The sequence below is a fragment of the Lysinibacillus sp. FSL K6-0057 genome, from assembly GCF_038630885.1.
GTDB lineage: Bacteria > Bacillota > Bacilli > Bacillales_A > Planococcaceae > Lysinibacillus > Lysinibacillus fusiformis_F.
Map to the genome: position 1 here is coordinate 4,365,027 of NZ_CP152047.1, position 12,076 is coordinate 4,377,102.

Annotated in this window: 12 protein-coding genes and 1 riboswitch; of the genes, 2 read left to right on the top strand and 10 right to left on the bottom strand. The window is 36.3% G+C overall.

What is annotated here, in order from left to right; all coding sequences use genetic code 11:
- Positions 1–94 precede the first annotated feature (94 nt).
- The gene (locus MHB40_RS21850) at positions 95–913 is read left to right on the top strand and encodes a methyl-accepting chemotaxis protein (protein WP_342441644.1); all 819 of its coding nucleotides are present in this window, start codon (positions 95–97) and stop codon (positions 911–913) included.
- A 56-nt stretch (positions 914–969) separates the two neighbouring features.
- On the opposite strand, the gene MHB40_RS21855 is transcribed toward MHB40_RS21850, so the two are convergent.
- The 6 genes from MHB40_RS21855 to MHB40_RS21880 all read right to left on the bottom strand — a co-directional run bounded on the left by MHB40_RS21855 (position 970) and on the right by MHB40_RS21880 (position 7,031).
- A complete protein-coding gene (locus tag MHB40_RS21855) occupies positions 970–1,641 on the bottom strand; it encodes a hypothetical protein (protein WP_342441645.1) in 672 nt (223 codons plus the stop codon).
- Between the two features lie 137 nt (positions 1,642–1,778).
- Positions 1,779–3,269 carry a sodium:solute symporter family protein gene (locus tag MHB40_RS21860; protein WP_342441646.1) on the bottom strand — a complete coding sequence of 497 codons (1,491 nt, stop codon included), beginning with the start codon at positions 3,267–3,269 and terminating at the stop codon, positions 1,779–1,781.
- A 21-nt stretch (positions 3,270–3,290) separates the two neighbouring features.
- The gene (locus MHB40_RS21865) at positions 3,291–4,043 is read right to left on the bottom strand and encodes a 3-oxoacyl-ACP reductase family protein (RefSeq protein ID WP_342441647.1); all 753 of its coding nucleotides are present in this window, start codon (positions 4,041–4,043) and stop codon (positions 3,291–3,293) included.
- On the bottom strand, positions 4,033–5,784 hold the full coding sequence (locus MHB40_RS21870) for a HAMP domain-containing methyl-accepting chemotaxis protein (RefSeq protein WP_205445692.1): 1,752 nt from the start codon (positions 5,782–5,784) through the stop codon (positions 4,033–4,035). The genes MHB40_RS21865 and MHB40_RS21870 overlap by 11 nt, the downstream gene beginning before the upstream one ends.
- Before the next feature lie 109 nt (positions 5,785–5,893).
- Positions 5,894–5,979: riboswitch (cyclic di-GMP riboswitch) on the bottom strand.
- A gap of 221 nt (positions 5,980–6,200) precedes the next feature.
- Complete coding sequence (locus MHB40_RS21875; RefSeq protein ID WP_004225659.1) at positions 6,201–6,395, bottom strand: hypothetical protein; 195 nt, start codon at positions 6,393–6,395, stop codon at positions 6,201–6,203.
- Positions 6,396–6,536: 141 nt separating this feature from the next.
- A complete protein-coding gene (locus MHB40_RS21880; protein WP_342441648.1) occupies positions 6,537–7,031 on the bottom strand; it encodes a DUF1456 family protein in 495 nt (164 codons plus the stop codon).
- 186 nt (positions 7,032–7,217) lie between these two features.
- On the opposite strand from MHB40_RS21880, the gene MHB40_RS21885 reads away from it, so the two are divergent.
- Positions 7,218–7,421, top strand: a complete 204-nt coding sequence (locus MHB40_RS21885) for an alpha/beta-type small acid-soluble spore protein (protein WP_004225662.1) — start codon at positions 7,218–7,220, stop codon at positions 7,419–7,421.
- A gap of 70 nt (positions 7,422–7,491) precedes the next feature.
- On the opposite strand, the gene MHB40_RS21890 is transcribed toward MHB40_RS21885, so the two are convergent.
- The 4 genes from MHB40_RS21890 to MHB40_RS21905 form a co-directional block, all read right to left on the bottom strand.
- Positions 7,492–8,688 (bottom strand): MFS transporter, encoded by a 1,197-nt coding sequence (locus MHB40_RS21890; protein WP_205445695.1) that lies wholly within the window; start codon positions 8,686–8,688, stop codon positions 7,492–7,494.
- A 301-nt stretch (positions 8,689–8,989) separates the two neighbouring features.
- Entirely contained in the window at positions 8,990–10,327 is a 1,338-nt protein-coding gene (locus tag MHB40_RS21895) for a trypsin-like peptidase domain-containing protein (protein ID WP_342441649.1), read from the bottom strand.
- A 278-nt stretch (positions 10,328–10,605) separates the two neighbouring features.
- A complete protein-coding gene (locus MHB40_RS21900) occupies positions 10,606–11,337 on the bottom strand; it encodes a class I SAM-dependent methyltransferase (protein WP_342441650.1) in 732 nt (243 codons plus the stop codon).
- Positions 11,338–11,654: 317 nt separating this feature from the next.
- A complete protein-coding gene (locus MHB40_RS21905; protein WP_342441651.1) occupies positions 11,655–12,074 on the bottom strand; it encodes a flavoprotein in 420 nt (139 codons plus the stop codon).
- Between the last annotated feature and the right edge of the window lie 2 nt (positions 12,075–12,076).

The following is a 12,076-nucleotide window of genomic DNA, read 5'->3' on the forward strand; positions in this document are numbered from 1 at the left end:
TTAGTTTTAGTAGTTAGCTTTACAACCTACACTTACAATTCCAATACAAGTATGGAATGAAGTACAAGCAGGTACTGAGCAAATTACAGTAACGATGCAAGAGCTTGCATCAGGTACAGAAACACAAGCCTCCACAACAGGTGATTTGGCAGAGACAATGACAGCATTCAAGCGTAGCATTCATGAAACTACACAAGAGGGCATTGAGTTAAGCAAACATTCTAGTCATGTTCAAAATTTAACGGTTTCCGGAAAAAGCTTAATGGTGCAATCTACCAAACAAATGGCTACAATAAATGAAATTGTATTAGACTCTGTGAAAAAGGTGGAAAATTTAAATGAGCAATCTGCTGAAATTTCCAAGCTTGTGTCTGTTATCGATGATATTTCAAACCAAACAAATTTACTTGCATTAAATGCAGCAATTGAAGCAGCACGAGCAGGTGAGCATGGCAAGGGCTTTGCTGTTGTAGCAGATGAAGTCCGAAAGCTTGCTGAACAAGTACAGTTCTCTGTCACGGATATTGCAACAATTGTCCATCGTATTCAAGGTGAGACGGGCAATGTTACATCTGCCCTCCAAACTGGCTATGAGGAAGTAAAAAAAGGAACAACCCAGCTCGATCAAACAAATGAAACATTTGAAAAAATTTCTGATGCTGTTGAGGATATGATCGATAATATTACAACCATATCAACGAATTTAAATCAGCTTGCTCAAAATTCTGAAACCATTAATGCTTCTATTGATGATATGGCCTCTATTTCGCAAGAATCTGCTGCTGGTGTTGAGCAAACAACAGCGACTGTAGAGGAAACGGCCGCTACAATGGATGAAATCGCTAGAAGTGCAAATCAGCTTGCTGGCATGGCCGAGGAATTAAATACGCAGCTACAGCAATTTAAGATTTAATCAACTACACAACAAAGGCTATCTCAAATTTCTCTATTTTGAGATAGCCTTTTCTATTATTGCCAATGACTTATCGGAACGCGTTCCAATTCATGACGTTTAATAATGACACTTATCTTTTGAAACCATTTCTCACAAAGCTCCATGGCTTCTTTATAGTCATCTTCCTCTTTCGAGATGGGCTCTTCACTATTATCCATAAACATATATTCTTGAATAGGCTCTGATAAATGATCTACTACTAGCTTTAACGATAGCTGTGAGATTGTATCTTCTTCTACCTCTTCTTCTACTTCATCCGCCTCTGCAAGTAAGGACCCACTCATTAGGTGATTCTTTGTTCTAACCATAAACACCTCATCTTCCATGATGGCCACTTCATATATTTTGTTAAACGGAATCTCTATTATTTTCAGTTCTTCGTCTAAAGCTTCTCTACGTGCGAAAATAAGCGTGTTTGTCTGTTCATTTAACAATAAGGCATTCAACGCATCACCTGAAAGTGTACATTGGGTATGAGGAATAGCCATTATCTCCTCCTCACTAGCTTCTGTCATGGCTGCCAAAGTTTGTGCAGCAATATAACGCTCTTTTAAATAACGAATACTACCTATACCGACTAAAGCTAGCCCAATTAAAAAAAATAGCTGCTTAATAATGACTAATCCAATGGCATTTGCTAGAAAAAGATAGACAATCCCTAATAAAATGAAGAAAATATTTTTCATCCAAATCCCGCCTTTATCAAGATACTCACTAGAAAAATTCAGTTGATGTACTAGCAATAGTATTCTTGATTCTAGCTTTTCATTCTAATAAAAAACACGAATCCATTGAACTTTTCAATGAACCCGTGCTTTCATTTTTAACGACCCATTAACTCTTCTTTACTACTTACGTCGTCTAATGTTTTATCTTTTTCTATTTTGTGCATCTCAAGAACATGCTCAGATGGTGGTACTAGTAAGCTCACCACGACAATCGTGATACCCGTTATCACAACACCTGAAAATACAGGAGCCTGCCATAATTCATTTAATAGACCTATGAAGCCTTCTGATTGGATTGTCAGACTAGGTACGAATGTTAGTGATGTTACAATGTAATAAACTAAGCCAACAGAAATACTTGCCCAAACTGCCGGTGTACTCACACGTTTCCAAAATGGTCCTAAAACGATTGGCCAGAATATTGTCACGAAAATAATATCCCATGCTAAATAAGCTAAATCAATGACTTTTTGAAAGCTTACAGCTAGCACTAAACCTAATAAAGCACTAGCTAGAATAATAGATCGTGAAAATCTTAATAGCTTCTTAGGATCAGGGTTACGATTAATAAAATCTAAATAGATATTCTTTGTCACAATCCCCGAAGTCGCTACATAACATGCAGCTACTGTAGACATCCCCATGGCTGCCATGGCTGTTAAGAAAATAGCTGCTAATAAGGGCGGAAAATAACCTTGTGCAAAGGTAAGCATCAATGTTTCTGGGTTAGAGCTTTCAGGATAAATTGACTTGAAGGCTTCCCCTAGCATCCCTGGAATCCAGCTAATTGCAATGACAATAATACCAGCAATAATCATACTGCGCTGTGCCACTCGTGGACTTTTCGCTGCAGCTACCCTCTGCCCAAGATCAACTGCAGGGATATCTCCAAGTGCTAGTACAAGATATAAAGTCCAAAACTCTGCTCCTGCCTTCTCAAATAATGTACCGATATTCCACCAATCAGGATTAAATGTAACGTCTGGATAGTAAAACAAAATAAAAATGGTAATACCCAAAATACCGGCTACTGCAAGCGCACCTTGCACGATTTCAGTATAGGCAACTGCCCATAAACCACCAATAACTGAATAAATAGCCGTTAGCGATACAAATAGAAGTGCCGCAGGAATAAAATCAATTTGCAACAATTGCTGAATAATATAGGTACCGCCAACTGTTAACGCCGCTGCATTAAAAACACCAAAAGCAATTGCCATAACGACTCCTGTATAGGCTCCTAGCTTTTTGCTGCCATAGCGTAAACCGTAGTAATCTGCTAAAGTCCAGCCCTTCAAACGTCGTAATGGTTTTGTCCAAATGAGTGCTCCAAGAATCATACAAGTCCCTAAACCACCCATTGTTGCCGATCCTTCAAAGCCACCGCTTGTATAACCTGAACCTACTGCTGCAAAAAAGAATGGGGCAGCTAGTAGGGCAGCGACTAAACTACCCGTTACAACGGATAAAGGCATGCTCCAGCCAGCAACAATTAAATCCTCAGCTGTGTTGACACGCTTATAGCCTTTATAGCCAATGTAATAGATAAATAATAAGTATAAGCAAAAGATAATAATATTTAACATTGTTTACTCCTTAGTTTTCCATTATCCGTTCATCACGACTCCACCATTAGGCGTTAAAACTTGACCTGTATAGAAGTCAGCATGATGAGAGGCTAAAAATAAAACACTTTTCGCAATCTCTTCTGGTTGCGCTAAACGTTTTAATGGATATTTTGCTGATTCTTCCTCCACATAGTTATCGCCAAATTCTTTTAAAATGTCCGTAAATGTTCCACTAGGGGCAACTGCATTGACAAGTATCGAAGGTGCTAATTCTCTTGCTAAAGACTTGGTAAAAGCATTAATAGCACCCTTCGCAGCTGAATAATGTGAGAATTCCTCACAACCTAAGCTACCAATATCAGATGAAATATTTATGATTTTTCCTCTATTACGTTCTTTCATTCTTTTAGCTGCTTCACGACAATTGTAGAAGCAACCATATAAATGAACTTTAATCATGCGATCCCACTGCTCGTCCGTTAAATCTGTAATGCTTGAACCCTGTGCAAAGCCTGCATTATTCACAAGAATATCAATATCTCCAAACTGCTCGTCCATAAATTGATACATCGCTTTTACTTCCTGTGAATTAGAAACATCGGCATAGAATGTTAAAGCTTTTACACCAAGCTTTTCTGCTTCTTTACGAACCGCTTCTGCCTCTTGCTCATTCCCTATATAATTGATTAAAATATTCGCTCCATGTTGCGCAAATCCTAATGCAATGGCTTTGCCGATTCCTTTACTAGAGCCTGTAATTAAAACATTTTTTCCTGTAAAATTAATGTCCATTATGATCATTCTCCAATTTGAATTTTGCCACAAGACCTTGCAGTTCTTCTGCTGTTTTGCCCAGTGACGAAGAGGCATCCTTTACTTCCTGCATGGTAGATAATTGCTCTTGTGTAGATTTCGATACATTCGAAGAGAATTCCGCTGACTGCTCTGCAGATTGTTTAATATTATTAACAGATGCCGCCACTTCCTCTGAGGATGCGGAAATTTGTTGTGAGGCTGCAGAAATTTCACGTATTTGGCTAGCCACTTCTTCTGAGGAAGTAAGAATTTCTTTAAAGATTTCTCCTACTTCAGTCGTAAATGCCATCCCTACCTTAACATCCTCTTTGCCCTTCTCCATGACCGTAATAGAAGCGTTTGAATCAGATTGAATAGAACTAATTAGATTGTAAATTTCTGTTGCTGATTGAGAGGATTGTTCAGCTAAGCGTCTCACCTCATCCGCAACAACGGCAAAGCCTTTACCATGCTCACCTGCTCGTGCTGCTTCAATGGCAGCATTTAATGCTAATAGATTTGTTTGATCGGCAATAGCAGTAATTAAGCTAACAATTTCACTTATTTTTTTAGTATTAACATGTAGTCCATTAATGGTTGTCCCTATTTGTTCAACAGAATCATTAATTAATTCCATTTGTGCAATAACCTGTTGTACAACTTCATTGCCTCGCTCAGAAGCCTGTGATGCTGAGATAGACGATTCCGCAGCAGTGTTTGCAGAATCCGCAATTTGCTGAATACCTGTTGCTGTTTCCTCCATAGCAGCGGCTGTTTCCTCGGTCATGGTCATCGAGGCCTCAGCATTTTGCGTAATTTGATTCATATCTAATGCAATATTTGTGGAGCTGCTATAGGTTTCACCAGCATGTACAGTGAGCTGATTAGCTGCTGAAGACACATGATTGGATGTATTTCGTATGTTTAAAATAATATGTTGCAAATTAGCCACCATTGTCCGAATGGATTCAGATAATTTTCCAATTTCATCCTTTGATGTCTCTAAGTCAACATCTATTAATTCACCATTTGCCACTTGATTGGCAACATTCACCACTTTTTTCAGTGGTTTTAAAAGTCGATCTATAATTATGTAAACTAAAACTAATAAAATTAAAATGCCGATAATGGCAATGACAATTTGTTTGATTACACTTGTTTTAATAATCGTATTGATATAATCAGCGGAGTAATCAATCCCTAATAGGGCAATCAGTTGTCCACTATCATCTTTAATGGGACTAAAAACAGTTCTCCAAGAGCCAAAAGGATCTTCGAAAATATCTGTTACTTCCGTACTGTTATTTTCAATAGCTAATTTTGCTGTTTCTACATGTTCATCCGCTAATTCAGTAAAAATTTCACCAGCTTCGTATACTTCATTTAGATTAGAGGTATAGCCAATGGGGTTGACACCACCCTCATCCTTTACATCCCAAATATAACTCCAGCTCATAATACCTTGCTGTTCTTGAATCATATCAAGTTGCTTTTGGATTTTTGTAAACTTTGCGTTTGTTTCCCCTTTTTCGGACAGCAAGTCTTTCACTTCATCACTGTCTAAATTCATAGCTGTTAATAAGCCAACACTTTTTAATTCCTGCTCCAAATCCACATTCATCCGATTATTCAATTCACTAATACTTTGCGTTGTAATAATGGCGATAAGCAGTAAAACAACGATAGAGACTGTTAGTAAAAGCTTGTTTTTTAATGATGTGTTTTTTAACAACTTCATTACCCCTTTTCCCCTTTTGAATTTTTCTTACAAAAAAAAAATAGCCTATTTCAAAAGAAATAGGCATAAAAGAACAAAAACTAGAATTGGAATGATACAACTAGCACTCTTTTGCAACCCAGCCGTCATAGCATTTATTGCCTTAGACCTGTAGCTTTGCGTCTCTACTTTTCAGTAAATTTGCCTATATTTCCATACCAAAATTAACACAATAGGTAAAAGTAGTCAATGCTCGCCATTTAAAATATACATATTTTATACTATCTTATCCATCAATAACAATTATTTTTGTGTTTGAAAATACATCATTAAGAAGTTTTTATTCATCTTATTGAACAAAATAAAAACAGCTACAACCTCAATTAACGTTGTAACTGTCTATTTTCATTTCACTTACCCCTAAGTGTTTGAATAAATTATACATTTTGTGTGACAAGTAATACGGATGGTATAAAGGATAATGCAAACATAGCGATATACCATACTGAAGTACGACGTAATGAAAAGCGTACTTTTTTTCGCTCCGCATAAAAAATATCTAACATAACTGCAACAATAAAAGGCATTGTAATACATGCAATAGCTACTAATAAGATGTCAAAATAAATCATACAAGCACCCCTTTGTTTGTGAACATTTTTCATCTTTTTTGTGAACATTTTGTGATAATTTTATTGTACACAATTTCGTCACAAAATGTCAACGAGTTTCAAAGAAAAAAATGGCACTTTATGATTGATATCCTTCGTGCGTTACGCTCTATATTTATATGTTAAGCCTCTTAAAAAATTTCGTACGAATGAATCGCCGCACTCTTTATAATTACGATGACTTGGATTTCTTAAAATAGCACCTAATTCACCTTTTGTAACTTTTATGCCGCCATCGTATAAAAGCTCAAGCATCTCCTCAGTTGTTAAAGCTAAAGCAATTTTCACTTTCTTTAATAGCATATTATTTGGGCTTTCTTTACCAGACAAAGGTAGCGGCCCCTCTGTCTGTCCTTCCTTTGGTTTTTGAGGCCCACGTTTAAAAGTAATTAATCCATTTAAAAAAGCCTCTAACATTTTGTTATTACATTTGATGTATTCTTCCGGCGCTTCTTCCTCATCATTAATCTTAATCAGCATATTTAATACTTCTTCCTTTGTATAATCCATGCCACCTAGTTTGAAAATTTCTACCATATCTACATTTTTTATATCGAACGCATAGCGTAAACGAATTAAGATATCGTTATTCGTCATTATGTTATTCCTCCTTTAATTAACCTTATATAGTAAAGAGCCAGGCTTAATTATAACAGAGAGTTTGCTGATTATTACTAGCTTTCCACAAGTTGTTGTTGTTAGCAATTAGCGTGTGCATTTCCTACTTTTTAAATGTATGAAAAGTTTAATCACAACCATTCTAAGGTCAAGGAGGTGAGAACAATGGCTAATAATAACCGCAGTTCAAATAAACTTCTAGTACCGGGTGTACATGAAGCTGTCAATCAAATGAAATATGAAATTGCACAAGAGTTTGGCGTTCAGCTTGGGCCAGAAGCATCTTCTCGCGCAAATGGTTCCGTTGGAGGAGAGATTACAAAACGCCTTGTTGAAATCGCTGAAAAACGTTCAAAGGGTTTATTATAATTAAATACTAATAAGAAAAGAACGAATGCCATTTGAAGAAATGGAATTCGTTCTTTCGTGCTCTAAAAAATTATGCTGTTTGCAATTCCTTACCTGAGCTCTTAAGCGTTAGCATGATGATAAAGGAAATACAATACAGTGCTGCTAAGTAAATCATAACGACAGTCATATCGTAGCTTTGTAAAATATAGCCGACAAAGATTGGTGAAAATCCACCTATAGCTCGACCAAAGTTAAAAATGGTGTTTGTTGCTGTACTGCGAATTTGTACTGGATAGAAGCTACTAATTAATGCACCATATCCTGCAAACATGCCATTAGAGAAGAATCCTACAACCGCACCGCCTACTAATATCGCTACTGCACCTGTTGCAAATGAGTAAAGGAATACAGCACATGCAGAGGCTAATAAAAAGATACCGAATGTTCGCTTTGCACCAAAACGATCCATAAATCTACCAAACGTCAGCATTCCGATGATCATGCCGACTGCGGTACTAATTGTCCACAATGCTGAGCTTGAGACCGATAAACCTTGCGATTTCTGTAACATCGATGGTAGCCAAATCATCAGACCATTATAGCCTGCAATTTGAACAGTAGCCATTAGAATCAGAGAGAGTGTTGTCATGGTGATACGTGGTGAAGCAAATAACTGTGTCAATTTCCCGTTCTCTTGCTTATTTTTTTGTTTTTTCTGCGCTGCTAACCATTCTGGTGATTCATCAATATTTTTACGTACGATAAAGGCGAAAATGACTGGTAGTAATCCTACAAAGAATAATGCTCGCCATCCTAATGTTGGTAAAATAATAGCACTTAACAAAGCTGCTAAAATTACTCCATATTGTGCACCTACACTGACGTAGGAGGATGCTCTGCCTTGTTTATTTTTTGGCCAAGCCTCTGCCACAAGCGCCATACCAATACCGTATTCCCCACCTGCACCTAAGCCAGCAATAAATCTATACACATAAACTTGTTCAATACTTGTTGCTACTCCTGTTAAGGCCGTTCCGATGGCAAATAAAATAATCGTATACGTAAACACTTTTACTCGACCATATTTATCTGCTAACACTCCGAAAACAATACCACCCAGTAGCATCCCAATATTCGTGATGGATGAAATCAATCCACCTGTTGCAAGGTCAATATTAAATTCTGCAATAATCATTGTCATAGCAAAAGAAATAAACATAATGTCCATTCCTTCTAGCGTTAACCCAGCCACTGAAGCGACCACGGTTTTTTTACGATAATCCATTCTTTCTAGCCTCCAATTTTCTAGTTGTCGATCTCTTTTAGTGAATGGATTATAGCTGTCTTGTCCATTCTCTTTTGAAGCCTCACGGGACTTCCTTTAAAAGAGGGGTATGGAACAAAATAAAGCCCTTCCGTCACAGAGGACAAAAGGGCATGACAAAGCAAAGATATTAGCTTAAAAATATCACATAGCCCTTTTCAGCCTCTCTGGACCGTATTAAAGGATTTTTATATCGTTCATTTATACCGTTCTACATTCTATAAGATTTCGAATGAAAAAGCAATGGTTGAATAGTGGAAATTTAAGTCGCTATTTCTATAAAGTTTTGAGCAAACTGATAAATTAAATAGGCAGGTACAGCCAAATTAAGGTTTTGACCATCATCGAAGCCTGCTGTAATCAATCCGACCAATCGACCATGCATATCCAATAAAGCACCACCCGAACTGCCGTTTGAAATAGCAGCCGTAAATTGAATCATAGACATTTGTCGTATATCACGAAAGCCGGAAACAATCCCATCAGAAACCGAATTAAACAATCCTAAAGGACTGCCAATCGCCACAATTTTTTGCCCTCGAACTAATTGTCCATCCATTTTAACAGGTAAAGGATGGCTTATTCTGTCTACCTTTAAAATAGCCAAATCATGCATATCATGATATTTCACAAATTGATGGGTAATATACTCGTTGGTATCATTTTCATATAGCACAGAATAATATTTTCCACCGCCCACAACATGCAAGTTCGTCAATATATAACCCGCTTGATGGAGAACGACACCAGAGCCAAAGCATAAAACCTTGTCATCCTCTCCGAATGTCTTAATCATCACAACAGATGTGGCTAAGGAAGCTAATTGCTCATAGCTCCACTCCTCTGTCGTATTCGTATTTTGAGCCGGAATGTTCAATTGTCTTGTAGTACTTTTAGTAGGCAATGGTATTTCTTTTTCATAGAAATGACGACACATATGTAAGGTAGATGACGTTTCTATAATAGGGTACAAATTGGCCATATCTCCTTTAGGATTCATGTAACAAATATCGCACCCCAGTGTCGATAAGAAATATAAAAACAATAATTCATGCTGCGTGATGTCACCTATAAAAACAATTTTTTGGGACGTTTGATTTTCCTCAGAAAAAATTTGTGGTAAATAATAATCCATCCAGTATAAAAATTTAACTGCAAAATTTTTTAACAACGTTTCATTAGGATAAGGCTGATTTTCTTTAAATAGTTGAATCATCTGTTTAAAGCTTAGCTTTTTTGTCCATTCAAGTTGATCGCTCGCTAATTTACTGCACATAGGTAGCTTATACAGTAATTGCGTGTTGTCAGCAGCGGTCTGCCACGTTCTCCAACTTTCCGACAATCTATCTACATCTTCCTTATTGCGGATGATCTCAAGCTTATGTAGTCGTAAATAAAATACGTTTTGCTTGGAGAAATACTCCTCCATTTTTAGAATATCTTCTTTATAAAAATCTACAGAATCAGGTATACCTATATATCGTAGAAAAACAACTTCCTTCGTAAGGGAATGTTTGTTGTGATTAATTTGCATAAACTCCTGAAAAGTATTTACTGATTTTTTATATTTAATTTTTAACGGTCTAGTTGTCACAATCATCTTCATACAACTCCTATAAGCACGTCATTACATATAATGGTACTTATATACAATTCTCTGATGTTTCTCTAAATCCTCTATTCGTTGCAAACAAAAAAGCCCAACTCTATAAAGAATTGGACGTAGCTTTGGAGTAAAGATTGATTATAAGTATGAGATTTTTGAAAAAAAGTTTGATCATTTACCAGCTATGTTGTTCAACAAACGCGCCCTATTGTGGAAGATCGTTATTCGACTAAAGCCCCTATTAGTTCAAGAATCAATATTAGGAAATTTATTTACTTCACACAAGAAAAAGCCAGTAAAATCGGAATTCGTTGTCTTCTAATAAATTCATCTTCACTACTAAAATGTTCACGCTTTGGTGTACCTTCACGTAAATCTAGAACTGAAAAACCAGCTTGTTTAAGTGCTATAAAATAATGTTCGATTGTACGATGATACTTCACCACTATTTGGTCAATCCAAGGCTCTTTTCTTTCCCCCTCACAGAAATAGTCATCGACAATCCAATTGCCACGTTTATCCCCTGATTGCTTACTAGCAAAAGACGAAGTTGTAAGTGGATGTTGGATACTAAAAGCAAATCTTCCGTTTTCTTTAAGTGTTTTATGAACATTTTGAAACAGGCGGTCAATGTCTGAAACATAATGAATAGCAAATCGAGACGTTACAAGATCAAATGCCTCTATTGGATAATTATAGGACTCCATTGTTTCTAGGTGTATTTCTCCATTTTGCCCAAGTATGTTAGAGCGCGCCACTTCAACCATTTGTTCTGAACCTTCTACTCCTGTGTATTTTTTTGCTCCTAAATGTAAGAGTTCTTTACCAAACGATGCATCTCCACACCCTAAATCTAAAATACTACTATCTTGAAAGCTCCCAATTAATTCATAGATAATCGGACCTTCAATGGCATTATTCGGACTATCTTTTCTGTTTCTTCTAGTCATGTAATTTTTTAAAAAGTTCGTTTGATCGTAAACGCTAAATCCCTTAAATTCCAACGAAACGTCTCCCCCCATAAAATTTGCGATTTCGTGCGATCCATCGCCAAATACACAAATTAATGTATTTTATCAAATTTACCTATAATTTACAATAAAAAATTTTTTTACTTATTATAAAAAATTGTCACTATAAACGACTCCTATTGAACTAAACTGCCTCTTTAGCCATCCAAGTAGCTTAAAAACCAACGCTACATCACAGAAAATGAAAGATGATTAAGTTCGGAGGAGTTTAAGTACTTTTCTTTACACCCTCTACGTCCAATTTAATTATTGGCCAGATTGTTGAAGATTGTTATTGAACTAAAATCACGTTAGTTGCATTGGATTTTTTTTACATTATCATTAGGTACTCCTGTTTCTATGTAACTTCGTATCAAATTCCAATCATCGTTTTCTTTCTTTTTAAACGTTTGAAAAAATAAGCTAACATTCTCTAACTTCTTTCCACCGATAACTAATGTAGCAGACAAGATAGCCATAAATTCATCTTCCCGTAAAGGAATTATTGAAATTTCATTTAAATCCCATTTATTTTCTTTTTCTTTTGCGAAATTAAAGCCTTGTTCCCAACCAATTATTGACTCTTCATAACCAAAGTCTACTAATTCGCCACTTGAAATCTCTCTTGCTTTATAATCCTTGGAAATTATATTTTTCAAGTCTGTTAATGATGAATTTCTCCAAACTTCTAGATAAAAATCAAGAAACTTGCGAAATGAATTATTTTCCATAA

Coding starts and splice junctions, on each gene's coding strand:
- MHB40_RS21895 (WP_342441649.1), bottom strand. CDS start 10,327: ATGATTGTGACAACTAGACCGTTAAAAATTAAATATAAAAAATCAGTA.
- MHB40_RS21875 (WP_004225659.1), bottom strand. CDS start 6,395: ATGATTTATTTTGACATCTTATTAGTAGCTATTGCATGTATTACAATG.
- MHB40_RS21870 (WP_205445692.1), bottom strand. CDS start 5,784: ATGAAGTTGTTAAAAAACACATCATTAAAAAACAAGCTTTTACTAACA.
- MHB40_RS21890 (WP_205445695.1), bottom strand. CDS start 8,688: ATGGATTATCGTAAAAAAACCGTGGTCGCTTCAGTGGCTGGGTTAACG.
- MHB40_RS21850 (WP_342441644.1), top strand. CDS start 95: ATGCAAGAGCTTGCATCAGGTACAGAAACACAAGCCTCCACAACAGGT.
- MHB40_RS21855 (WP_342441645.1), bottom strand. CDS start 1,641: ATGAAAAATATTTTCTTCATTTTATTAGGGATTGTCTATCTTTTTCTA.
- MHB40_RS21905 (WP_342441651.1), bottom strand. CDS start 12,074: ATGGAAAATAATTCATTTCGCAAGTTTCTTGATTTTTATCTAGAAGTT.
- MHB40_RS21865 (WP_342441647.1), bottom strand. CDS start 4,043: ATGGACATTAATTTTACAGGAAAAAATGTTTTAATTACAGGCTCTAGT.
- MHB40_RS21885 (WP_004225662.1), top strand. CDS start 7,218: ATGGCTAATAATAACCGCAGTTCAAATAAACTTCTAGTACCGGGTGTA.
- MHB40_RS21860 (WP_342441646.1), bottom strand. CDS start 3,269: ATGTTAAATATTATTATCTTTTGCTTATACTTATTATTTATCTATTAC.
- MHB40_RS21880 (WP_342441648.1), bottom strand. CDS start 7,031: ATGACGAATAACGATATCTTAATTCGTTTACGCTATGCGTTCGATATA.